Consider the following 22,844-nt stretch of genomic DNA (forward strand, 5'->3'; position numbering starts at 1 on the left):
CTTCACCGCCCGCACGACTTCAGGCCCTAGGGTCGGGTGTCATGCGTGCGATGCGGACCCCGCCGGCCTTGCTGGCCCCGGTCGTCGCCGCGATGCTCGTGGTCGCTTCGCTGGCCGGATGCGGCGGCGGTGTGCTGAGCCCGGATCTGGTGGTGGTCAACGGCGGCGAACCGCCCAACCCGCTGATCCCCACCGGCACCAATGACAGCCAAGGCGGGCGGATCCTCGACCGGCTCTTCGCCGGGCTGATGTCCTACGATGCCGCCGGCCATCCGTCGCCCGAGGTCGCCCAGTCGATCGACACCACCGACAACGTCAACTACCGCGTCGTCCTCAAACCCGGCTGGACGTTCACCGACGGATCGCCGGTGACGGCCCATTCGTTCGTCGACGCCTGGAACTATGGGGCGCTGAGCACCAATGGCCAACTGCAGCAAAGCTTCTTCAGCCCGATCGACGGCTTCGACGCGGTCGCCGGCCTCACCGGCGACGGCAAGCCGACCGCCACCACGATGTCCGGGCTGCGGGTGATCAACGACGGGGAGTTCACCGTCCGGCTCAAGGCGCCGACCATCGACTTCAGGATGCGGTTGGGACACAGCGCCTTCTATCCGCTGCCGCGGGCCGCCTTTCGGGACATGAACGCGTTCGGGCAGCACCCGATCGGCAACGGACCGTACCAGCTCGCCGAGGGCCCCGACGGGCCGGCGTGGGAGCACAACGTCCGAATCGACTTGCGGCCCAACCCCGGATATCGCGGCAACCGCCGACCACACAACAAGGGCTTGAGGTTTGAGTTCTACGCCAACCTGGACACCGCCTACGCCGACCTGCTGTCGGGCAACCTCGACGTGCTGGACACCATCCCGCCCAGCGCCCTTCCGGTCTACAAACGCGACCTCGGCGACAAGGTCACCAGCGGTCCGGCCGCGATAAACCTGAGCCTGGACACCCCGTTGCGGCTACCGCACTTCGGCGGTGAGGAAGGACGGCTGCGCCGTCTGGCGCTATCGGCCGCCATCAACAGGGCGCAGATCTCGCGGCAGATCTTCGTCGACACCCGCAGTCCCGCACGCGATTTCACCGCCCGATCGCTCCCGGGTTTCGACCCGAACATCGCCGGTAACGAGGCGTTGGACTTCAATCCCGGGCGGGCGCGGCAGCTCTGGGCGCAAGCCGATGCGATCTCGGCGTGGAGCGGACGCTACGCGATCGCCTACAACGCCGATGCGGGACACCAGGACTGGGTGGACGCGGTGGCCAACAGCATCAAGAACGTGCTGGGCATCGACGCGGCCGGAGCGCCGCAGCCCACCTTCGCGGGCTTTCGCACCCAGATCACCAACCGCAGCATCGCCACCGCCTTCCGCGCCGGATGGCAGGGGGACTACCCGTCGATGATCGAATTCCTCGCGCCGCTGTTCGCCACCGGCGCGGGATCCAACGACGTCGGCTACTCCAGCCGGGAGTTCGACGCCGCGCTGGCGACCGCCGAAGCCGCGCCCGACATGGCACAGGCCACCAGGCTGGCCAACGACGCCCAGCGAATCCTGTTCCACGACATGCCCGTTGTTCCGCTGTGGAACTACATCAGTGTCCTCGGATGGTCGGCTGAGGTCAGCAACGTCACGGTCACCTGGAACGGGTTGCCCGACTACGAGAACATCGTGAAGGCTTGAGATGGGTTGGTATATCGCGCGCCGGATCGCCGTCATGGTGCCCGTGTTCCTGGGCGCCACGTTGCTGATCTACGGCATGGTCTTCCTGCTGCCCGGCGACCCGCTGGCCGCGATCGCCGGCGATCGCCCGTTGACGCCGGCGGTCGCCGCGCAGCTGCGGGTCCGCTATCACCTCGACGACCCGTTCATCGTGCAGTATCTGCGCTACCTCGGCGGCGTTCTGCACGGCGACCTGGGCCGCGCCTATTCCGGGCTACCCGTCAGCGACGTTCTCGCACATGCGTTTCCGGTCACCCTGCGGTTGTCGTTGATCGCGCTCGCGGTCGAGGCGGTGCTGGGCATCGGATTCGGGCTGATCGCGGGCCTGCGCGCGGGTGGCCTCTTCGATTCCACGGTGTTGATCACCGGCCTGGTCATCATCGCGATCCCCATCTTCGTGCTGGGATTCCTGGCGCAGTTCGTGTTCGGGGTCCGGCTGGGCATCGCCCCGGTGACCGTGGGGCAAAGAGCCACCTTCACCCGCCTCCTGTTACCCGGAATCGTGCTGGGCTCGGTGTCTTTCGCCTACGTGGTGCGGCTGACCCGGTCGGCGGTGGCCGCCAACGCGCATGCCGACTACGTGCGCACCGCCACCGCTAAGGGATTGTCGCGACCCCGCGTCGTGACGGTGCACATCCTGCGCAACTCGCTCATCCCGGTGGTGACGTTTCTGGGAGCGGACCTGGGTGCGCTGATGGGCGGGGCCATCGTGACCGAAGGCATCTTCAACATTCACGGGATCGGCGGTGTGCTCTATCAAGCCGTCACCCGGCAAGAGGCTCCCACCGTGGTCTCGATCGTGACCGTCCTGGTGCTGATCTACCTGCTCACCAATCTGATGGTGGACCTGCTGTACGCCGCGTTGGATCCCCGGATCCGTTATGGCTGAGCGGATCCCCGCACGGGGCGGATTCTGGCGCGACACCTGGCGGCGGCTGCACCGGCGCCCGAAGTTCATCGGTGCGGCCCTGCTGATCGCGTTCATCGTCGCCGTCGCGATGTTTCCGGCGCTGTTCACCACCGTCGACCCGACCTACGCCGACCCCGGCCAGAGCCTGCTGCCCGCGTCGCGCGCGCACTGGTTCGGCACCGACTTGCAGGGCCACGACGTGTACGCCCGCACCGTGTACGGCGCGCGCGCCTCGGTCACGGTGGGCCTGGGGGCCGCCGCGATCGTGTTCGTCGTGGGCGGTGCGCTGGGTGCGCTGGCCGGCTTCTACGGCGGCTGGATCGACGCGGTGGTCTCCCGCGTCACCGACGTGTTCTTCGGGCTGCCGTTGCTGCTGGCCGCCATCGTCCTCATGCAGGTCCTGCACCATCGCACCGTCTGGACGGTCATCGCGATCGTCGCGTTGTTCGGGTGGCCGCAGGTGGCCAGGATCGCGCGTGGTGCGGTGCTCGCGGTGCGCGCCAGCGACTACGTGCTCGCCGCTAAAGCGTTGGGGATGAGCAGGTTTCAGATCCTCCTGCGGCACGCGCTGCCCAACGCCTTGGGACCGGTCATCGCGGTGGCCACCATCGCCCTCGGCCTCTTCATCGTCACCGAGGCCACGTTGTCGTACCTCGGTGTGGGATTGCCGACGTCGGTGGTGTCGTGGGGCGGCGACATCAATCTCGCCCAGACGCGGCTGCGGGCGGGCTCACCCATCCTGTTCTATCCCGCCGGCGCCCTGGCCATGACCGTGCTGGCCTTCATGATGATGGGCGACGCGCTTCGCGATGCGCTGGATCCGGCGTCGAGGGCGTGGCGGGCATGAGCGCGGACGCCTCGCCACTGTTGTCGGTGGACGGCCTGGACGTCAGTTTCGGCGGCCAGGCCGCGGTGCGCGGCCTGGACCTGTCGGTGTTGCCGGGGCAGACCGTCGCCGTCGTGGGCGAATCGGGATCGGGGAAATCCACCACCGCCGCCGCGATCCTCGGACTCCTTCCCCCCGGCGGGCGAATAACCGGCGGGCGCATCGTGTTCGACGGCGTCGACATCTCGGCCGCCGACCGCCGAGCGATGCGTGCGATCCGGGGCCGGCAGATCGGCTACATTCCGCAGGACCCGATGACCAACCTGAACCCGGTGTGGAAGGTCGGCTTTCAGATCCGGGAAGCGTTGCGGGCCAACACGTCCGACTCGCGCACCCGGCAGCGCGCGGTGGAACTGCTCGCCGCGGCGGGGATGCCGGACCCGGCGAAACAAGCCGGGCGCTACCCGCATCAGCTGTCCGGCGGCATGTGCCAGCGTGCGCTGATCGCGATCGGGTTGGCGGGCCGGCCGCGGTTGTTGATCGCCGACGAGCCGACCTCCGCGCTGGATGTCACGGTGCAGCGGCAGGTGCTCGATCACTTGCAGCGGCTCACCGCCGAACTGGGCACCGCGCTGCTGCTCATCACGCACGATCTGGCGCTGGCCGCCGAGCGCGCCGAGTCCGTCGTCGTCGTCCACCGGGGGACCGTCGTGGAATCCGGTGCGGCACGGGCGATCTTGCGGAGCCCGCAACACGAATACACGCGGCGGCTGGTCGCCGCGGCGCCGGCGCTGACGGTCCGGGGTGGCGCGCGGTCGCGTCCCGCAGCGGTGCGGCCGGACGAGGCGGCCGACGACATCCTCGTCGCCTCCGGGTTGACCAAGATCTACCGCGAGCCCCGCGGTGTTCCGTGGCGGCGCAGCGAATTTCGCGCGGTCGACGCGGTGTCGTTCCGGCTGCGCCGGGGAAGCACACTGGCGATCGCCGGAGAGTCGGGGTCGGGTAAGTCCACCCTGGCACGGATGGTGCTCGGCCTCCTGCCGCCCACGGCGGGCACGGTGGTGTTCGACGGCACCCGGATCGACGAAGCGATGCCCCGGGACGCGCGGCTGGCTTTCCGCCGGCGAGTGCAGCCGGTGTTTCAAAACCCTTACAGCAGCCTGGATCCCATGTATTCGGTGTTTCGCGCCATCGAGGAGCCGTTGCGGATTCATCGGGTCGGCGACCGCAGGCAGCGCGCACAAGCGGTGCACCGCCTGGTCGACCAGGTGGCGCTGCCGTCGTCGGTGTTGGACCGCCTGCCCCGCGAACTGTCCGGCGGTCAACGCCAGCGCGTGGCGATCGCTCGAGCGCTGGCGTTGCGTCCCGCGGTGCTGGTCTGCGACGAGGCGGTCTCAGCGCTCGACGTCCTGGTCCAGGCGCAGATCCTCGATCTGCTGGCCGACCTGCAGACCGAACTGGGTCTGGCCTACCTGTTCATCAGCCACGACCTCGCGGTGATCCGGCAGATCGCGGACGACGTCTTGGTCATGCGCGCGGGCCGCGTGGTGGAGCAGGCGCCCACCGAGGAACTGTTCACTCGCCCCGGCCACGAGTACACGCGGCAGCTGTTGGATGCCATCCCGCACGCGCGGTGAATCCGGCGGAGATAGGTTGTCAAGCTGTGACGGCTGATCCCCTGGCGCCCCTGATGGAACTGCCCGGCGTCGCCGAGGCAAGCGACCGCGCCCGCGAGGCGCTGGGGCGCGCCCATCGCCACCGGGCCAACTTGCGCGGCTGGCCCGTGACCGCCGCCGAGGCGGCGCTGCGGGCGGCGCGCGCGTCGTCGGTCCTCGACGGTGGTCCCATCCGGCTCGAGGACCTCGCCGACGCCGGCAAGGTCAGCGATCCGGTGTTCGCGGGCGCGCTTCGGGTGGCGCAGGCGCTCGAGGGCGGCGAAGGCCCCGTCGTCGGCATCTGGCGGCGAGCACCCCTGCAGGCGCTTGCCCGACTGCACATGCTGGCCGCGGCCGACCAGGTCGACGCCGAGCATCTGGGTCGCCCGCGCGGCGATTCCGGCGTAGGTCCGCGGCTGGAGTTGTTGGCGGAGCTGGTGAACGGCCGCACCCAGGCGCCGGCCCCGGTGATCGCCGCGGTCGCGCACGGTGAGTTGTTGACGCTGAAGCCATTCGGCAGTTCCGACGGCGTGGTCGCGCGCGCGGTGTCGAGATTGGTGACCATCGCCAGCGGGCTCGACCCGCACGGGTTGGGCGTGCCCGAGGTCAGCTGGATGCGTCAACCCGCGGCGTATCGCGACGCGGCACAGGGTTTCGCCGAGGGCACGCGCGAGGGCGTGGGCGCGTGGCTGGTACTGTGTTGCCGGGCGATGCAAGCCGGGGCGAAAGAGGCCTTGGCGATCGCCGACTCGATGTCGAATCGGTAGCTGGCGCAGTAGCCCGAACGCGGGGAAATCGGGCCCGGAAACGTGTAGAGCGGGCGGCGTTCCGAATGATCGGTCCGCCGCCCGCTAGCACGGGACTCGGTTACCAAGCGTGCATTTCTGGGCTGCGTGGGTTGGCCTCGGCGATCTCGCGACGCTTCTGGCTGCAGCCCCACCCAAAGGGCCGTCGACGCTTCCGCTCTTCGCAATTACGCAGGCCCGCAACACTTCTGCCATTTTCGCGGCTATGACTCCGCGTGGGTGCCGGGCACCGTGCTGGGCGCCCGGATCGGGAGATCGAACCTTCTCTTCCGGATCGACCTAGGCCTCACCGGGCTTCCGTGGTTCCTTTGTACTACTAGACCCCTAGCACAGCAAGAGCCAATTCGCGAAATGGCGCCGAATACGTTTTGTATTGCGGGTGTAACGCGTTTGCTGCCGCCGCCGGCTCAGAACGCGTAGCGGCGCAGCAGCGAATAGGTGACGGCGCCGGCGGCCAGCGCGCTGATGCCCACCGCCGCGGTGGTGGCGATCGCCGCGCCCGACGGGGCCGGGATGCGGTCGCGCAAGGACACCGGGCGGGAGAACGACATGACCGGCCAGCCACGCTCGAGGGCTTCCCTGCGCAACCCGCGGTCGGGATTGACGACGCTGGGGTGGCCGACCGACTCGAGCATTGGCAGGTCGGTGATCGAGTCGGAGTAGGCGTAGCAGTGTTCCAACGGATAGCCCTCGCGAGCGGCGAGCTCGCGGATCGCTTGGACCTTGCCCTCGCCGTAGCAGTAGAACGCGATCTCGCCGGTGTACCGGCCGTCCTCGACGACCATGCGGGTCGCCATCGCGTGGGTGGCGCCCAGGGCGCGGGCGATCGGCGCGACGATCTCCTCGCCGGAGGCCGACACGACCACGACGTCGCGCCCGCACAATTTGTGGGCGGCGATCAGATCGGCGGCCTCGGCGAACACCAACGGGGTCACGATGTCGTGCAGCGTCTCGTTGACGATCGACTTGACCTGTTCCACGTCCCAGCCGGTGCACATGTTGGTCATGTGCGCCCGCATCCGATCCATCTGGTCATGATCGGCGCCGGAGAGCAGGTAGATGAACTGGGCGTAGCTGGACTTGAGCACGGCGCGGCGATTGAGCAGGCCCTGGGCGAAAAACGGTTTGCTGAAAGCCAGCGTGCTGGACTTGGCAATGATCGTCTTGTCCAGATCGAAGAAGGCCGCCGTGCGGGCGTGGGTAGTGGTGCCTGCCGCTGATTGCCCCGCGGCTGACTGCTCCGCAGCCGGGTCGAAGACGGTCACGGACCCAGCATAGGTCGGCGGTGCCGCCGGGCCGCGATCCCGCACCGGAAATGGCCGCTCAGGGCCTTGCGGGGGTCGGGTGACGCCGTGTTTTCGCGGCTCAAGGTCATTTTTCAGTAAATGATCTATTGCGTTATTGCGGACTGTCATGTGTATAGTAAGCATTACTCGGCCTGAGCCGAGGGTGTATCAGCCCGACCCCCCGGGGCTGATGCACGACGACCCTCGCCTCCTCCCCCCCTGGCGGGGGTCGTCCCTTTTCTCGGGTCTTTTTGGGCGGTTTCCCCCCGGTTTCGGGCGCGTGGGCCGGGCCGCTGACGCGTTGCGGGGAATCCGTCCGTCGTCGCTGGCGCACCACCGCCGCGCGTGGTTTGTGCACACTCGCGTCTCTATCCCCAAATCCGCGTTTGGGACTGGTGTGCCAGGCTGGGGCGCTGCACAGTGGGCGGATGACTGGCACCTCCGGAGCACAAGGCGCCCACCACGCGGGTGTGTTGGCGATGCTGGCGGAGCCCGAACTGCGCGCCGAGGTGGAGCGGGTGGCGGCCGCGGCCGGGGTGCGATTGGTGCATGCCGGCGAGGCGGCGCCGGTGAGTCGCAAGACCTGGACGGCGGCGGCGGCCGTCGTGCTGGACGCGCGGGCGGCCGCGCGGTGCGAGCGCTGGGCGCTGCCCCGCCGCGATCACGTGACCGTGCTGACGGTGGGCGAGCCCGAGTCGACGACGTGGGCGGCCGCCGTCGGCGTCGGCGCCGAGCACGTGCTGCGACTGCCCGGGCAAGCGGCCGACCTAGTTGGTGCGTTCGCCGAAGCCGCCGAGTCGTCGCGCGACGACGGGTCGCGCGGCCACGCCGTGGCCGTCATCGGAGGCTGCGGCGGGGCCGGCGCCTCGTCGCTCGCGGTCGCCCTTGCTCAGGCCGCCGCCGACGCGCTGCTCGTGGACCTCGACCCGTGGGGTGGCGGCATCGAATTGTTGCTCGGCGGCGAAAACGCGCCGGGCTTGCGCTGGCCGGACCTGGCTCTGCAGGCTGGGCGGCTCACCTGGTCGGCGGTGCGCGATGCGTTGCCGCGACACCGCGGCATCAGCGTGCTGTCCGGAACGCGCCGCGGGTACGAGGTGGACGCCGGGCCGGTGCACGCCATCGTCGAGGCCGGCCGTCGCGGGGCGGTCACCGTGATCTGCGACCTGCCCCGCCGGTTGACCGACGCGACCCAGGCCGCCCTGAGCGCCGCCGATCTGGTCGTGGTCGTCAGCCGCTGTGACGTGCGTGCGTGCGCGGCGACCACCGCGATGGCGCCGGTCCTGGCCGCCAGCAATCCCAACGTCGGCCTGGTGGTGCGGGGCCCGTCGCCGGGCGGACTGCGCGCGGTCGAGATCGCCGAGATCGCGGGCCTGCCGCTGCTGGCGGCGATCAAGGCGCAGCCGCAACTCGGCGAACAGGTCGAACGCGGCGGCCTGCGGTATCGGCGTCGGTCCGCGCTGGCGGTGGCGGCCCGCGAGGTGCTCGGGGTGCTGCCGCCCGCGCGGGCGGCGCGGAACGGGCGGGCGGCGTGAGCGGTTCGCTGATCGAACGCGTCCGCGAGCGGCTGGCCGGCGAAGTCGGCCCGCTGGGTCCGTCGGTGGTGGCCGCCGCGATCCGGGCCGAGTCCGGCGGGATGCTCGGCGACACCGAGGTGCTGGCCAATCTCCGCGTGCTGCAGACCGAACTCACCGGCGCGGGCATTCTCGAACCGCTGCTCTGCGCGGACGGTACGACCGACGTCTTGGTGACGGCACCGGACGCGGTATGGGTCGACGACGGCAACGGTTTGCGGCGTACCGGGATTCGCTTCCCCGACGAGGCCGCGGTGCGGCGCTTGGCGCAGCGGCTGGCGCTGGCCGCCGGCCGGCGGCTGGACGACGCGCAGCCCTGGGTCGACGGCGAGCTGTCCGGCATCGGAGCCGGGGGATTCGCGGTGCGGTTACACGCGGTGCTGCCGCCGGTGGCCGCCGCGGGCACCTGTTTGTCGCTGCGGGTGCTGCGGCCGGCCAGCCAGGACTTGGCGGCCCTGACCGCCGCGGGCGCGATCGACCCCGTGGCCGCCGCGCTGGTCGCCGACATCATCGCCGCCCGGCTGGCGTTTCTGGTGAGCGGCGGAACCGGCGCGGGCAAGACGACTTTGCTGGCCGCGATGTTGGGCGCCGTGCCGCCGGCCGAACGGATCGTCTGCGTCGAGGACGCCGCCGAATTGGCGCCGCGGCACCCGCATCTGGTGAAGCTCGTCGCGCGGTGCGCCAACGTCGAGGGCGTCGGCGAAGTCCCGGTGCGCCAACTTGTCCGGCAGGCGCTACGGATGCGGCCCGACCGCATCGTGGTCGGCGAGGTCAGGGGCGCCGAAGTGGTGGACCTGCTGGCCGCGCTGAACACCGGGCACGACGGCGGCGCGGGCACCGTGCACGCCAACAGCCCCGGCGAGGTTCCCGCCCGCCTGGAGGCGCTGGGCGCGCTCGGCGGCCTCGATCGTGCGGCGCTGCACAGCCAGCTCGCCGCGGCCGTGCAGGTGCTGCTGCATGTCGAACGCGATCGCACCGGCCGGCGGCGACTCGGCGAGATCGCCGTGCTGCAACCGGTTCAGGAGCGGGTCCGGGCGGTCACGGTGTGGCACGCGGATCGGGGGATGACGGACGACGCGCCCCAGCTGCGGCGCGTCCTGCAAAGCCGGATGCCGGCGTGAACGGCCCGCAGGCCGGCGCGCTGCTGTTGGCGCTCGCGCTGGTCATCGGCCGGCCCTCGCCGCGGCGCCGGCTCCGCGCGACGGCGTCACCGAGGTGGCGGCTCCCCTCGCATGGGATTCGCGGGGTGGTTTGGGTGGCCGTCGGCCTCGGCTGCGCGGCCGTGGCCCTACTGCCGCTGACGACCGTTCTGTGCGGCGCGGTCGTGGGCGCGACAGTGAGCGTGCGTTACCTCCGTCGGCGCCGCATCCGGCGCGCGACCCGCGAGGGCCACGCGCTGGAAACCGCGCTCGATGTGCTCGTCGGTGAACTGCGGGCGGGCGCCCATCCGGTGCGCGCGTTCGGCGTGGCCGCCGACGAGACCGCCGGCGCGGTCGCGGCGTCGCTGCGATCGGTGGCGGCGCGGGCCCGGCTGGGAGCCGATGTCGCCGCCGGGCTGGCCGCCGCGTCGCGCTCCTCGGCACTGCCCGCGCAGTGGGAGCGGCTCGCGCTGTGCTGGCGGCTGGCCAGTGACAACGGGTTGGGGATTGCGACCCTGATGCGCGCGGCCCAGCGCGATATCGCTGAGCGGCAACGGTTCTCGGCGCGCGTCGCGTCGAGCCTGGCGGGGGCGCGCGCGACCGCGACGATACTGGCCGCCCTGCCGGCGCTGGGCGTGCTACTGGGCCAACTGGTCGGGGCCCGCCCGCTGACCTTCCTGCTGGGCGGGCAGGTGGGCGGGTGGCTCTTGCTGATCGGGTCAACGCTGGCCTGCGGCGGGCTGCTGTGGTCAGACCGCATCGCCGATCGGGTGGCGTGAGGGGGAGACGCGAAATGGGTGTAGCGGCAGTGTTGCTGGCCGCGGCGCTGTGGATGGCTCCGGGCCCGTCGCTGACGCGACGGCGTGCCGGCATGCCGTCGCGTGGCGGCCGGGCGCTCGCGACGGCCCGGCGAACGGATGGCCCGGATCCGTTGGCGGTCGCGTCCTGTCTCGACGTGCTGGCCGTGTGCCTGAGGGCCGGGATGGCGGTGTCGGCCGCCGCGGCGGCCGCTGCGCCATCCGCCCCGCCGCAGCTGGCCCGCGTCCTGCGCCGCGCCGCCGACCTGCTGGCGCTGGGCGCCGATCCCGCTGTGGCATGGGCGATTCCGTCGGACCAATCCGCGCGGCCGGACGACACGCACATCGAAGCGCTGCTGCGGTTGGCCCGGCGTTCGGCGTCCTCGGGCGCGGCGCTGGCCGATGGCGTCGCCGAGTTGGCCGACCAGTCCCGTCACGACGCCGCACACGCGGCCACGGCCGCCGCCGAGCGGGCGGGGGTGCTCATCGCCGGGCCGCTGGGAATGTGCTTCTTGCCGGCTTTCGTCTGCCTGGGCATCGTCCCGGTGGTGGCCGGCTTGGCCGGTGACGTGCTGCAGTCGGGTCTGCTGTGAAACGAAAGGAAGTCCTTGATGATGAACAAGTTTCGCGAATTCGCCGCGCGCGCGGCCGTGCTGGCGGCCGACGAGTCGGGCATGTCGACGGTCGAGTACGCCATCGGCACCATCGCGGCGGCGGCGTTCGGCGCGGTGCTGTACGCGGTGGTCACCGGCGATTCCATCGTGTCGGCGCTGACCAACATCATCGGCCGTGCGCTCAACACCAAGGTGTAGCCGGCAGTGCCGGCGCGAGCACCGTTGAGGCGGCGCTGGGCATCGCCTCGCTCGTCGTCGTGCTGGTGCTGTGCCTGGCCGGTGTCAGCGCCGTTTCGATGCAGGTGCGCTGCATCGACGCCGCCCGCGAGGCCGCCCGGCTGGCCGCCCGCGGCGACGAACGCTCCGCGGTGGCCGCCGCGGTCCGGCTCGCCCCCGCCGGCGCCCGGATCGACCTGCACCGCGACGGCGACTTCCTGGTCGCCACCGTCGCCGCGCATTCGAAGTTCCTGCCCGCCTTGGACATCGGCGCGAAGGCGGTCGCCGCGGCCGAGCGGCCATGACGATCGGGGGTCGGCCACGGTGGTCGCCGCCTGGATGGTCGTGGTGCTGCTCTGGGCGACCGGCGTCGCCGGCTACCTGGGCTCGGCGGTGGTGGCGCGTCACCGCGCACAGGCGGTGGCCGACCTGGCCGCCCTGGCCGCCGCGGCTCGGCTGACATCGGGATCCGCCGCGGCCTGCGCCCGGGCCGCGGCCGTCGCCCGCGCGATGCGGGTCGACGACGTCGGCTGCGTGGTCGATGGTCTCGATGTCGTCATCACGGCGCGGGTGCCGGTCGTCGTCGCCGGTACGGCACGGGCCACCGCGCGGGCGGGGCCCGCCGCCGGGCGAAATGGCTAGCGCGTCTGCGGCAGCCCCGCGGCCGCCAGCTCGTCGTCGGTGGGCAATCGCAGGGAGACCAGCCCCGCGTATGTCTCCGGTTCCAGTTCGACCCGGTTGACGGTGACGTGCACGGGCACCCAATCCCCGTCGTGGCCGGGCAACCGCAACACCCGACTGGTGGCACCCCCGCCGAATTCCCTTGTCATGGTGGACATCACGTCCTGATCGTCGGGATGGACCCGCGGTTTTCCGGTCTCGCTGCTGCGCCAGTCATAAAACGTGCAGGGCTCGTCGAGCCATTTCAACAGGGTCCAGTTGTTGAGGTCGATCAGCGCGCGGTGCACCCCGGCCTGGGCGAGGCCGCTGAGGATCCGTTGGGCCAGATCATCGGTCGACACCGCCGGGCCCTTGAGTTCGGATTGCCAATTGATCGCCCGCGCCACCAGGTGCTCCCGGCCGTCGGGCCCCGGCTCCAAGATCGTGCGCGCGACGAAACCTATCCGGATGGCCTTGCCCCGCCAGTCGGTGAGATCCCAGGTGCTGCACAGCGTTTGGTCGGGCTTAGCCTTGACCGCCATGGCGAGCACCTTGGTTTCGTTCGGGTTGAGCTCGCGGGACGGCAGGTCCTCGGCGAAAGCCCTGCCGAAGGTGACTTCGACTTCGGGATTCTTGCCGCTGTTGATCAGCGATTCGCGGGTGTCGGTCGCCACCCCCATGGTCAGGTCCCACTTCAGCGGCCCCGGAATCGGGCGCTCGGGTGGGTCGATGTCCGACGGCCCGGTCCACACGTGCACGCCGTGGATGAGCCCGTCGGACATCACCACGGGTTCGGTGCGAATGATGCGATCGCGCTTGGGCGCGATGCTGGTCAGGGCCTGTCCGGTCTGGACCGATTCGGCGATCGCCGTTCGCACCGCGGCGAGATAGGGGCTGCGGCGCAGGAAGGTGGTGATCGGGACGAGATTCTTCAGTTGGCGCCCCTGCGCCACGACGGTGGGATCACCCCCGAGTGTCTCCACGAGCAACCAGTCGTGGGCCATGCGGCTGAGTTTACGGCGACGGGACGGATCCGGGGGAGCGGGTGAACCGGCGGGCGACCTCGCCGCTGTGCTCAGCGTGACTCCCGCGGCAGCTCCGCGAGTACCAGCCGCAGCACCTGCACCGCGCCGGCCTTGTCGAGCGGGTCGTTGCCGTTGCCGCACTTGGGGGACTGCACGCACGACGGGCACCCGCGGGGGCATTCGCACGCCTCGATGGCGGCGGCCGTCGCGGCGAGCCACGTGCGGGCCCGGCGGAAGCCCCGTTCGGCGAATCCCGCGCCGCCCGGATACCCGTCGTAGACGAAGACGCTGGGCAGCCCGTCGGGACCCGGTCCCACCGCGGTGGACAAGCCGCCGATGTCGCCGCGGTCGCAGCTGGCGACCAACGGCAGCAGCCCGATGGCGGCATGCTCGGCCGCATGCAATGACCCGGGAATCCGCGTGCCGTCAATACCCTTGCGCAGCAACGCATCCTCGGTGATGGTGTACATCACCGAGGTGGTGGCCAACGTGTGCTCCGGCATGTCCAACTCGATGAAGTCGATCACCTCCCCGGAGAGCAGGCGGCGCAGGTAGCCCACCACCCGGTGGGTGACCCGGACCGGGACCAGCCCGAGCGTGACCGGCCCGAAGGCCAGACGCTCACCGCTGCCGGTGACGACGATGTCGGTGATCTCCCGCGCGAACGTCGCATAACCGGGGTCCTCGGCGTGGACGAAGGCGATGCCCTCCTCGGTGTCCAGCGAATCCACCACGTAGCTCTCGCCCTGATGCAGGTACACCGCGCCCGGGTGCACCGAAGCCGGTGCCCGGCCGACGTCGGCGCTGCCCAACAGCCGCCCGGTGTCGGCCTCGACGATGACGATCTGCCCGCCCGTCGAGCCCCGGATGTCCACCGCGGCATGCGGTTCCAGGCCGGGCGCCGGAAAGTACTTTCCGCTTCGCCGCCGCAGCAGCCCGTCATCGACCAGGCCGTCCGCCACGTCGGTGGCGCCGAGTTCGCGCACCTCCGCGTCGTCCAGCGGCAGTTCGGTTGCCGCGCAGAGCAGTTGCGGCCCCAGGATGTACGGGTTCGTCGGGTCGATGACGACCCGCTCGACCGGCTTGTCCAGCAGCGCGGCCGGATTGTGCACCAGATACGTGTCCAGCGGATCGTCCCGGGCGATCAACACCACCAGCGCGCCCTGCCCGCGCCGACCGGAGCGGCCGGCCTGCTGCCAGAACGAGGCGACGGTGCCCGGAAAACCGGCGAGCACCACCGCGTCCAGCCCGGCGATGTCGACGCCCAACTCCAGCGCATTGGTGGTGGCCAACCCGCGCAACCGGCCCTCGGCCAGGGCGCGCTCCAGCGCGGTGCGGTCCTCGGCGAGATACCCGGCCCGATACGACGCCACCGTCCGGGACAGCTCGGGGGCGATGTCCTCCAGCCGCGCCTGGGCGCCCAGCGCGGTCAATTCCGCGGCGCGGCGCGACCGCACGAAGGTCAGGGTCTGCGCTCCCTCGGCGATCAGGTCGGCCATGACGCGCGCCGCCTCCGCGCCCGCCGAGCGGCGCACCGGTGCACCGTTCTCGCCGACCAGGTCGGTCCGCAGCGCGGGTTCCCACAGGGCCACGGTCCGCGCCCCCTGGGGTGAACCGTCTTTGGTGACCTCCTGCACCGGCAGCCCGATGAGCTCGGTGGCCGTCGCACCCGGGGAATCCGTTGTCGCGCTGGCGAAGATCACCGTCGGCGCACTCGAATAGCGGGCGCACAACCGCAACAAGCGGCGCAGCACCATCGCCACATTGGAGCCGAACACCCCACGGTAGTAATGACATTCGTCGACAACCACGAAGCGAAGACCCCGCAACAGCACCGCCCAGCGGGCGTGGTTGCGCAGGATCGACAAGTGGATCATGTCGGGGTTGGAGAACAACCAGCGGGAGCGTTCCCGCGCGAAGCGGCGCACCTCGGCGGGACTGTCGCCGTCGTAGGCGGTGGGAGCCACCGCAAAACCGGGTTCATGCAGCCGCGGAATCGCCGCGGTCAGGGCGTGCGCGGCCCGCAGCTGGTCATGCCCCAGCGCCTTGGTCGGCGACAGGTAGAGCACCCGGGCCCGCGGATCGGTCGCCAGCGCGTTGAGGACGGGAAGCTGATAGGCCAGCGACTTGCCCGAGGCGGTGCCGGTGCTCACCACCACGTGGCGGCCCGCGTAGGCCAAATCCGCGGCCGCGAACTGATGCGACCAGGGCGCGGCGATCCCGCGGTCGGCGAACGCCTTGACCACGTCGGGCTCGGCCCACGCCGGCCAATCGTGCGGCCGGCCACTGCGCGGTGGCAATTCGGCGACGTGGCGCAGCGGCCGTTCGTCCGTCGCGGTTCCGGCCAGCGCGGCGGCAAGCAGCTCACTGCCGAAGCTCGCCATCTCACCCCACACGGAATCGCTCTTCGAATCGGGCAAACACACAAGTCTGTCGCCGACGCGATGAACATGGTTGACTAATTGCGGTCGCAGCTTCTGTGTTCGTGTCAAACTTTCGCAGGATCGACGTTGCGGCCGCGGTTCCTGCGAGGTTAATCGGTCGGGTGAAGTTCCGGCGACTCAGCGAGGTATGGCGGTCGTACCAGGCCCGGGGCATCGAAAGGCGATGCCCCGCACCCAGAAGAAAAGGAAAGATCGAGAGATGCCACAGGGAACTGTGAAGTGGTTCAACGCGGAGAAGGGCTTCGGGTTCATTGCCCCCGAAGACGGCTCCGCGGATGTGTTTGTCCACTACACGGAGATCCAGGGTTCGGGCTTCCGCACCCTCGAAGAGAACCAGAAGGTCGAGTTCGAAATCGGCCACAGCCCGAAGGGCCCCCAGGCCACCGGAGTCCGCTCCCTGTAGGGAAGAGCAGACCTGAACGGACACCCCCCGTGCAGCCCCGCCCAGCGGGCCCAGCCGGGGGGTTTCCTTTTTCTATCGGTTCTATCGGTTTCTATCGGCACGGCGCCGCCGCGCCGATTGCCTCAAGACGCGGATGGGCGAGAGGGCCTACTGTCGGATGGCGTGAGCCAGCTTTCCTTCTTTACCGCGGAGTCGGTGCCGCCCGCGGTCGCCGATCTTTCGGGGGTGCTGGCGGCGTCCGGGCAGATCGTCACCGTCGGCGGTGCGGAGGCCCAGGGCGCTCGGCTTTCGGTGGTCGTGGACGCGCCCTGGCGGGCCTCCGCGCTGGCGGACATGATCCGCGAGGCCGGTCTGGCCGCCGAGATCGGCCGGACCGACGAAGACACCCCGCTGGTGCGGACGGCGGTGGACCCGTCGTTGAGCACGCTGGCGGCCGAATGGACGCGCGGCGCGGTCAAGACCGTGCCGCCGCGCTGGCTGCCCGGACCGCGCGAGCTGCGGGCCTGGACGCTGGCGGCCGGCAACCCCGAGGGCGAGCACTACCTGCTGGCGCTGGACCCCCACGCGCCCGACACCCACTCGCCGCTGGCGTCGGCGTTGATGCGCGTCGGGATCGCGCCCACGCTGATCGGCACCCGCGGCGGCCGGCCGGCGCTGCGCATCAGCGGCCGCCGCAGGCTATCGCGCCTGGTAGAGAACGTGGGGGAGCCGCCCGACGGTGCGGAGGCGCTGTCCCGGTGGCCGCGGGTCTAGCCACCGGACGACGCGCGATTTCGCGCCGCGTTCTCGAGCGTCGGTTTGCGTAGGCCCGCCCGAGGGTGCGAAATTGTCAGGTGCCGCAGGGCGAAGGAACGGTCGCGTACCTGAATTTCACCGGAATTTTCGAAGCCGACCTGTCATTCTTCCTGCAGGTGGTCTCGCAGGGGGGACCAATCAGGGATGGAGCGTAAGGGCAGTTGGCTGACCCGAAACTGAAGGACAGCGCCGGCGGCGGCAACGGAAGCCGCCGGCGACTCGTGATTGTCGAGTCGCCCACTAAGGCGCGCAAACTGGCCGGGTACCTGGGCTCCAGCTACATCGTCGAGTCGTCGCGCGGCCACATCCGCGACCTGCCCCGGGCCGCCGCCGACGTGCCCGCCAAGTACAAGTCGGAGCCGTGGGCCAGGCTGGGCGTGAACGTCGATCACGACTTCGAACCGCTCTACATCATCAGCCCGGAGAAGAAGAGCACCGTCACCGAGCTCAAGGGCCTGCTCAAGGACGTCGACGAGCTCTATCTCGCCACGGATGGCGACCGCGAGGGCGAAGCCATCGCCTGGCACCTGCTGGAGACCCTCAAGCCCAACATCCCGGTCAAGCGGATGGTGTTCCACGAGATCACCGAGCCGGCGATCCTGGAGGCCGCCGAAAACCCCCGCGACCTCGACATCGATCTCGTCGACGCGCAGGAGACCCGCCGCATCCTGGACCGCCTGTACGGCTACGAGGTCAGCCCGGTGCTGTGGAAGAAGGTCGCGCCCAAGCTGTCGGCGGGCCGGGTCCAGTCGGTGGCCACCCGGATCATCGTGCAGCGCGAGCGCGACCGCATGGCGTTTCGCAGCGCGTCCTACTGGGACATCGTGGCCCAGCTCGACGCCAGCGTGTCCGACCCGCAGGCGTCGCCGCCCACCTTCTCCGCCCGGCTGACCAATGTCGACGGCCTGCGCGTCGCCACCGGACGCGACTTCGACTCGCTGGGACAGCTGCGCAAGGCCGACGAGGTCACCATCCTCGACGAAGCAAGCGCGACCGAGTTGGCCGCCGGGCTGCGCGGCGCCCAGCTGTCCGTCGCCTCGGTCGAGGAGAAGCCCTACACGCGCCGGCCGTACGCGCCGTTCATGACGTCGACGCTGCAGCAGGAGGCCGGCCGCAAGCTGCGGTTCTCCTCCGAGCGCACCATGAGCATCGCCCAGCGGCTCTACGAAAACGGCTACATCACCTATATGCGTACCGACTCGACCACGTTGTCGCAGTCGGCGATCAACGCCGCCCGCAACCAGGCGCGTCAGCTCTACGGCGAGGAGTACGTCTCGCCGTCCCCACGCCAGTACACCCGCAAGGTGAAGAACGCCCAGGAGGCGCACGAGGCGATCCGGCCCGCCGGCGAGACGTTCGCCACCCCGGACGCGGTGCGACGCGAACTCGACGGCGACGAATTCCGGCTCTACGAGCTGATCTGGCAACGCACGGTGGCCTCGCAGATGGCCGACGCGCGCGGCACCACGCTGAGCCTGCGGATCGGGGGCCGCTCCGGCGAGCGTCAAGTGGTGTTCTCCGCCAGCGGTCGGACCATCACGTTCCCCGGCTTCCTGAAGGCCTACGTGGAGACGGTGGACGAGTTGGCTGGCGGCGAGGCCGACGACGCCGAGAGCCGGCTGCCGCAGCTCACCCAGGGCCAGCGGCTGGACGCCATCGAACTCACGCCCGACGGCCACGCCACCAACCCGCCGGCCCGCTATACCGAGGCGTCGTTGGTCAAGGCGCTCGAGGAACTGGGCATCGGCCGCCCGTCGACGTATTCGTCCATCATCAAGACCATCCAGGACCGTGGCTACGTGCACAAGAAGGGCAGCGCCCTGGTGCCCTCCTGGGTCGCGTTCGCCGTAACCGGTTTGCTGGAGCAGCATTTCGGCCGGCTGGTCGACTACGACTTCACCGCCGCGATGGAGGACGAGCTCGACGCGATCGCCTCGGGCCAGGAGCGGCGCACCGACTGGCTCAACAACTTCTACTTCGGCGGCGAGCACGGGGTGGCCGATTCGGTGGCCCGGTCCGGCGGCCTGAAGAAGCTCGTCGGCGTCAACTTGGAAGGCATCGACGCCCGAGAAGTCAACTCCATCAAGCTCTTTGACGACGAGCAGGGCCGTCCCGTCTACGTCCGGGTGGGCAAGAACGGGCCGTACCTGGAGCGCATGGTGACCGGCGACGACGGCGAGCGCACGCCGCAGCGGGCCAACCTCAACGACTCGCTGACCCCCGACGAATTGACCCTCGAGCTGGCCGAGCAGCTGTTCGCCACGCCGCAGGAGGGACGGGTGCTGGGCGTGGACCCGGCGACGGGCCACGAAATCGTCGCCAAGGACGGCAGATACGGCCCGTACGTGGCCGAGGTCCTGCCGGAGCCGCCACCCGGCGACGACGACGGCGGCGCCGCACCCGCGAAGAAGGGCAAGAAGCCCACCGGTCCCAAACCCCGCACCGGGTCGCTGCTGCGCACCATGGATTTGCAGACGGTCACGCTCGAGGACGCGCTGCGGCTGCTGTCGCTGCCCCGGGTGGTCGGTGTCGACCCCGAATCCGGCGAGGAGATCACCGCGCAGAACGGCCGCTACGGCCCATACCTGAAGCGCGGCACCGATTCTCGCTCGCTGGCCACCGAGGAGCAGATGTTCGACATCACCCTCGAGGAAGCGTTGAAGATCTACGCCGAGCCCAAACGCCGCGGCCGCCAGGGCGCCGCCGCGCCGCCGCTGCGTGAGCTGGGCGCCGACCCCGCGACCGGCAAGCCGATGGTGATCAAGGACGGCCGGTTCGGGCCGTACGTCACCGACGGCGAGACCAACGCGAGCCTGCGCAAGGGCGACGACGTGCTGTCGATCACCGACGAGCGGGCCGCCGACCTGCTGGCCGACCGCCGGGCCCGCGGCCCGGCGAAGCGTCCCGCCAAGAAGGCCGCCCGCAAGTCACCGGCCAAGAAGTCGGCTGCCAAGAAGACCGCCAAGCGCAGCTAGCCGCGCGCGTCGCTGGAAACCTCTTGCGGCGCAACCTCTTCCGGGGCGGCCAGCTTCACCGGCCGGGCCAGCTGGGTGGGCGCCCTGCGGCCGCGCAGCTCGACCACCTCGCCGACATCCCAGCACAGGGCCTCGGCATCCAGCGCGCCGCTGACGGCGATCGCCGACGCGAGCACGTGGCCGGGCTCGAGCTTGGCCAGCTCGGTCAGCCGGGCGGCCTCGTTGACCGGGTCGCCGATCACGGTGTACTCGAAGCGGGCCTGCGCGCCGATGTGGCCGGCGATGGCCCGCCCGGACGACACCCCGATGCCGAACTCCGCCGAACCGATCACCGGGAGCAGCTCGTCGTGCAATTCCCGGGCGGCGGCCAGCGCCCCGCCCGGTGAGTCGGGGTGCTCGATCGGCGCGCCGAAGATGGCCAGCGCGGCGTCGCCCTGGAACTTGTTGACGAAACCGCCGTGGCGGCCAACGGTTTCCACCACTACCCGGAAGAACTCGTTGAGCAGGTGGACCACCTCGGCGGGCGGGCGGGTCGAGGCCAGCTGGGTGGAGCCGACCAGGTCCACGAACAGCACCGCGACGTCGCGCTCCTGCCCGCCCAGCTCGGTGCCACGCTCCAGCGCGCGGCGGGCGACGTCCTCCCCGACGTAGCGGCCGAACAGGTCGCGCAGCCGCTGCCGCTCGGACAGGTCGCGCACCATGTCGTTGAAGCCCGCCTGCAGCAGGCCGAGCTCGCTGGCGTCGTAGATCTGCATGTGCGCGTTGTAGTTTCCGCGCTGCACCTCGCTCAACGCCCAGCGCAGCTGGCGCAGCGGGTCGGCGATCGACATGGCCACCAGCAGGGTGCTGATCAGCCCGACGCCCAGCGCGGTCAGCGCCAGCAACAGGATGGGGTTGAACAGGCTCTCCGGCGCGGCGTGCAGCAGCGAGGCCTTGTCCGCCACCACGGCCAGCACGATCGCCATCAGCGGCACCGCCGTGGACAGCATCCAGGTCAGGATCTGGCGCAGGATGACGCCGGGCGCCTTGACGTTCTCCGGCACCCCACTGCGCAGGGCGGCGACCGCCACCGGCCGCAACACCCGTTCGGATTGCAGGTAGCCGATGATCGCCGTGGCGGCGGCGCCCAGCGCGGTCGCGACCGAGACGACCGGCGCCGCGAACTTGGCCACCGACCAGCTGGCCACGATGAACACCACGCCGCCGATGCACCAGTACGCGACCGTGCTCAGGGTGCGGTAGTACGGCATGCGCAGCGCGCGGCTGCGGGCGAGTTCGGTGGCGACCGGATCGGTCTCCGCGAGCATGTTGTCGCGGCGCTGCCAGCGGAAGACCGGCATCAGCAGCTTGAGGTTGACCACGACGCCGACGAGGAACAGGACGACCAACGAGCTCGAGAAGATCGCCAGGTTGAGCGTCGGCAGGTCCTGCAATTCGATGCGATCCTGCGGCGGCAACCCGTAGCGCAGGAAGCCGAGCACGAACAGCGCGCCGATGATGTCGGCCTGCAACATGCTCAGCGCGAACAGCGGCCACGGGGTGCGCACCACCCACCGGACGAATGCGCTGATCCGCCCCGGTAGTGCCGCCGCCGTAGTCACCAACCCACCGTATCGGGCGGCGGCGACGTCCCGGAAACTTAATAACGATCTCGGCAGGTCGCGCGGGGGGCCCCGACGACCGCAGAGATCACGGAATGGTCGCGGTACGGTAGCCGATCGGTATCTGTCGGCCTCGCTGTCTACTGTTACCGATGATGTCCGGGGTGTTTGCGCGGCTGGTAGGCCAAGACGCGGTGACGGCCGAGCTGCTCGCCGCCGCCAGAGCCTCCCGCGGTGACCCAGCCCACAGCGAGGCGGGCGCCGGGACTATGACACATGCCTGGCTGATCACCGGTCCGCCGGGCTCGGGGCGCTCGGTGGCCGCGCTGTGCTTCGCGGCCGCGCTGCAGTGCACCGCCACCGTCGAAGACGGGGGCCCGGGCTGCGGGCGCTGCCACGCGTGCACGACGACCATGGCCGGCACGCACGCCGACGTGCGCCGGGTGATCCCCGAGGGCCTGTCCATCGGCGTCGACGAGATGCGCGCGATCGTGCAGATCGCGTCGCGGCGCCCGGCCACCGGGCATCGCCAGATCGTGGTGATCGAAGACGCCGACCGGTTGACCGAGGGCGCCGCCAACGCGCTGCTGAAGGTCGTCGAGGAGCCGCCGCCGTCGACGGTGTTCCTGCTGTGCGCGCCGTCGGTGGATCCCGAGGACATCGCCATCACGCTGCGGTCGCGGTGCCGGCACGTGGCGCTGGTGACACCGTCGACCGAGGCGATCGCCCGCGTGCTGGTGGACAGCGACGGCCTGAGTCCCGAAACCGCGGACTGGGCGGCGTCGGTCAGCGGCGGCCACGTGGGCCGGGCGCGCCGGCTGGCCACCGACCCGGAGGCCCGCGCGCGCCGGGAGCGGGCGCTGGGACTGGTGCGCGACGCCGCGACCCCGTCGCGGGCCTACGCCGCCGCCGAGGAGTTGGTGGCCGCGGCCGAGGCCGAGGCGGTGGTGCTGACCGCGGACCGCGCCGAGGCCGAGACCGAGGAGCTGCGCACGGCCCTCGGCGCCGGCGGCACCGGCAAGGGCACCGCGGGCGCGATGCGCGGCGCGGCCGGGGCGATCAAAGACCTTGAGCGGCGGCAGAAGTCGCGCCAGACGCGGGCCTCGCGCGACGCGCTGGACCGGGCGCTGATCGACCTGGCGACCTATTTCCGGGATGCGCTCCTGGCCGCCGCGAACGGCGGGGCGGTGCGGGCCAACCATCCGGACATGGCCGAGAAGGTCGCGGCGCTGGCCGCGCATGCCCCGCCCGACCGGCTGCTGCGCTGCATCGAGGCGGTCCTCGAGTGCCGGGAGGCGCTGGCGATCAACGTCAAGCCGAAGTTCGCCGTCGACGCCATGGTCGCCACGATCGGCCAGCAACTGCGCGCCCAGGAACCGCGCGACTGATTTCGTGGTGCCCGC

20 protein-coding genes are annotated in these 22,844 nt (G+C 70.7%); 16 read left to right on the forward strand and 4 right to left on the reverse strand.

The genetic code is table 11. The features are described from left to right. Nucleotides 1-50 precede the first annotated feature (50 nt). From K883_RS11080 to K883_RS11100, 5 genes are read left to right on the forward strand one after another with little or no spacing between them, the layout of a single operon-like run. Nucleotides 51-1,679, forward strand: coding sequence for a peptide ABC transporter substrate-binding protein (locus K883_RS11080; RefSeq protein WP_020821449.1), 1,629 nt, complete (start codon nt 51-53; stop codon nt 1,677-1,679). A gap of 1 nt (nt 1,680) precedes the next feature. Then, the gene (locus K883_RS11085) at nt 1,681-2,607 is read left to right on the forward strand and encodes an ABC transporter permease (protein WP_020821450.1); all 927 of its coding nucleotides are present in this window, start codon (nt 1,681-1,683) and stop codon (nt 2,605-2,607) included. Continuing rightward, complete coding sequence (locus tag K883_RS11090) at nt 2,600-3,475, forward strand: ABC transporter permease (RefSeq protein ID WP_020821451.1); 876 nt, start codon at nt 2,600-2,602, stop codon at nt 3,473-3,475. Before K883_RS11085 ends, K883_RS11090 begins: the two co-directional genes overlap by 8 nt. Next, nucleotides 3,472-5,091, forward strand: a complete 1,620-nt coding sequence (locus K883_RS11095; protein ID WP_036455418.1) for a dipeptide ABC transporter ATP-binding protein — start codon at nt 3,472-3,474, stop codon at nt 5,089-5,091. The genes K883_RS11090 and K883_RS11095 overlap by 4 nt, the downstream gene beginning before the upstream one ends. A gap of 26 nt (nt 5,092-5,117) precedes the next feature. After that, nucleotides 5,118-5,876: a hypothetical protein gene (locus tag K883_RS11100; RefSeq protein ID WP_008263395.1), complete on the forward strand. Its 759-nt coding sequence runs from the start codon at nt 5,118-5,120 to the stop codon at nt 5,874-5,876. Nucleotides 5,877-6,322: 446 nt separating this feature from the next. Here the strand turns inward: K883_RS11100 and K883_RS11105 are convergent, their stop codons facing one another. After that, entirely contained in the window at nt 6,323-7,180 is an 858-nt protein-coding gene (locus tag K883_RS11105) for an HAD-IB family hydrolase (RefSeq protein ID WP_008263396.1), read from the reverse strand. A gap of 500 nt (nt 7,181-7,680) precedes the next feature. Between K883_RS11105 and ssd the strand changes: the two genes are divergently transcribed. The 7 genes from ssd to K883_RS11140 are packed head-to-tail and all read left to right on the forward strand — an operon-like array spanning nt 7,681 to nt 12,180. Then, the gene (gene ssd, locus K883_RS11110) at nt 7,681-8,733 is read left to right on the forward strand and encodes a septum site-determining protein Ssd (RefSeq protein WP_036455420.1); all 1,053 of its coding nucleotides are present in this window, start codon (nt 7,681-7,683) and stop codon (nt 8,731-8,733) included. Further along, on the forward strand, nt 8,730-9,893 hold the full coding sequence (locus K883_RS11115) for a TadA family conjugal transfer-associated ATPase (protein ID WP_020821454.1): 1,164 nt from the start codon (nt 8,730-8,732) through the stop codon (nt 9,891-9,893). Before ssd ends, K883_RS11115 begins: the two co-directional genes overlap by 4 nt. Continuing rightward, complete coding sequence (locus tag K883_RS11120) at nt 9,890-10,690, forward strand: type II secretion system F family protein (RefSeq protein ID WP_020821455.1); 801 nt, start codon at nt 9,890-9,892, stop codon at nt 10,688-10,690. The genes K883_RS11115 and K883_RS11120 overlap by 4 nt, the downstream gene beginning before the upstream one ends. Before the next feature lie 14 nt (nt 10,691-10,704). After that, a complete protein-coding gene (locus tag K883_RS11125) occupies nt 10,705-11,301 on the forward strand; it encodes a type II secretion system F family protein (protein WP_179945060.1) in 597 nt (198 codons plus the stop codon). An 18-nt stretch (nt 11,302-11,319) separates the two neighbouring features. Then, nucleotides 11,320-11,520, forward strand: a complete 201-nt coding sequence (locus K883_RS11130) for a DUF4244 domain-containing protein (RefSeq protein ID WP_020821457.1) — start codon at nt 11,320-11,322, stop codon at nt 11,518-11,520. Nucleotides 11,521-11,555: 35 nt separating this feature from the next. Then, the gene (locus K883_RS11135; RefSeq protein ID WP_179945093.1) at nt 11,556-11,843 is read left to right on the forward strand and encodes a TadE family type IV pilus minor pilin; all 288 of its coding nucleotides are present in this window, start codon (nt 11,556-11,558) and stop codon (nt 11,841-11,843) included. A 19-nt stretch (nt 11,844-11,862) separates the two neighbouring features. Further along, nucleotides 11,863-12,180: an Rv3654c family TadE-like protein gene (locus tag K883_RS11140; RefSeq protein WP_020821459.1), complete on the forward strand. Its 318-nt coding sequence runs from the start codon at nt 11,863-11,865 to the stop codon at nt 12,178-12,180. Here the strand turns inward: K883_RS11140 and K883_RS11145 are convergent. Both K883_RS11145 and K883_RS11150 read right to left on the reverse strand, forming a co-directional pair. Further along, complete coding sequence (locus tag K883_RS11145; protein WP_020821460.1) at nt 12,177-13,202, reverse strand: PAS domain-containing protein; 1,026 nt, start codon at nt 13,200-13,202, stop codon at nt 12,177-12,179. The two genes, K883_RS11140 and K883_RS11145, sit on opposite strands and share 4 nt — an antisense overlap. A gap of 71 nt (nt 13,203-13,273) precedes the next feature. Then, nucleotides 13,274-15,607, reverse strand: coding sequence for a DEAD/DEAH box helicase (locus tag K883_RS11150; RefSeq protein WP_008263427.1), 2,334 nt, complete (start codon nt 15,605-15,607; stop codon nt 13,274-13,276). Nucleotides 15,608-15,866: 259 nt separating this feature from the next. On the opposite strand from K883_RS11150, the gene cspA reads away from it, so the two are divergent. The 3 genes from cspA to topA all read left to right on the forward strand — a co-directional run bounded on the left by cspA (nt 15,867) and on the right by topA (nt 19,840). After that, nucleotides 15,867-16,070, forward strand: coding sequence for a cold shock protein CspA (cspA, locus tag K883_RS11155; protein WP_007772268.1), 204 nt, complete (start codon nt 15,867-15,869; stop codon nt 16,068-16,070). Between the two features lie 162 nt (nt 16,071-16,232). Then, nucleotides 16,233-16,823, forward strand: a complete 591-nt coding sequence (locus K883_RS11160; protein WP_014710834.1) for a hypothetical protein — start codon at nt 16,233-16,235, stop codon at nt 16,821-16,823. A gap of 203 nt (nt 16,824-17,026) precedes the next feature. Continuing rightward, nucleotides 17,027-19,840, forward strand: a complete 2,814-nt coding sequence (gene topA / locus K883_RS11165; RefSeq protein WP_014710835.1) for a type I DNA topoisomerase — start codon at nt 17,027-17,029, stop codon at nt 19,838-19,840. Here the strand turns inward: topA and K883_RS11170 are convergent. Further along, on the reverse strand, nt 19,837-21,498 hold the full coding sequence (locus tag K883_RS11170; protein WP_085976420.1) for an adenylate/guanylate cyclase domain-containing protein: 1,662 nt from the start codon (nt 21,496-21,498) through the stop codon (nt 19,837-19,839). The two genes, topA and K883_RS11170, sit on opposite strands and share 4 nt — an antisense overlap. Nucleotides 21,499-21,596: 98 nt before the next feature. Here K883_RS11170 and K883_RS11175 point away from each other — a divergent pair, with 98 nt between their 5' ends. After that, the gene (locus K883_RS11175; RefSeq protein ID WP_085976472.1) at nt 21,597-22,829 is read left to right on the forward strand and encodes a DNA polymerase III subunit delta'; all 1,233 of its coding nucleotides are present in this window, start codon (nt 21,597-21,599) and stop codon (nt 22,827-22,829) included. Nucleotides 22,830-22,844 lie beyond the last annotated feature (15 nt).

Source organism: Mycobacterium sp. TKK-01-0059 (assembly GCF_000709305.1).
Lineage (GTDB): Bacteria > Actinomycetota > Actinomycetes > Mycobacteriales > Mycobacteriaceae > Mycobacterium > Mycobacterium intracellulare.

Excerpts from the sequence above, each read along its gene's own strand:
- K883_RS11175 (WP_085976472.1), top strand. The coding sequence starts at position 21,597 with ATGTCCGGGGTGTTTGCGCGGCTGGTAGGCCAAGACGCGGTGACGGCC.
- K883_RS11085 (WP_020821450.1), top strand. The coding sequence starts at position 1,681 with ATGGGTTGGTATATCGCGCGCCGGATCGCCGTCATGGTGCCCGTGTTC.
- K883_RS11090 (WP_020821451.1), top strand. The coding sequence starts at position 2,600 with ATGGCTGAGCGGATCCCCGCACGGGGCGGATTCTGGCGCGACACCTGG.
- K883_RS11145 (WP_020821460.1), bottom strand. The coding sequence starts at position 13,202 with ATGGCCCACGACTGGTTGCTCGTGGAGACACTCGGGGGTGATCCCACC.
- K883_RS11130 (WP_020821457.1), top strand. The coding sequence starts at position 11,320 with ATGATGAACAAGTTTCGCGAATTCGCCGCGCGCGCGGCCGTGCTGGCG.
- K883_RS11125 (WP_179945060.1), top strand. The coding sequence starts at position 10,705 with ATGGGTGTAGCGGCAGTGTTGCTGGCCGCGGCGCTGTGGATGGCTCCG.
- K883_RS11080 (WP_020821449.1), top strand. The coding sequence starts at position 51 with ATGCGGACCCCGCCGGCCTTGCTGGCCCCGGTCGTCGCCGCGATGCTC.
- ssd (WP_036455420.1), top strand. The coding sequence starts at position 7,681 with ATGCTGGCGGAGCCCGAACTGCGCGCCGAGGTGGAGCGGGTGGCGGCC.
- K883_RS11150 (WP_008263427.1), bottom strand. The coding sequence starts at position 15,607 with ATGGCGAGCTTCGGCAGTGAGCTGCTTGCCGCCGCGCTGGCCGGAACC.
- cspA (WP_007772268.1), top strand. The coding sequence starts at position 15,867 with ATGCCACAGGGAACTGTGAAGTGGTTCAACGCGGAGAAGGGCTTCGGG.
- K883_RS11095 (WP_036455418.1), top strand. The coding sequence starts at position 3,472 with ATGAGCGCGGACGCCTCGCCACTGTTGTCGGTGGACGGCCTGGACGTC.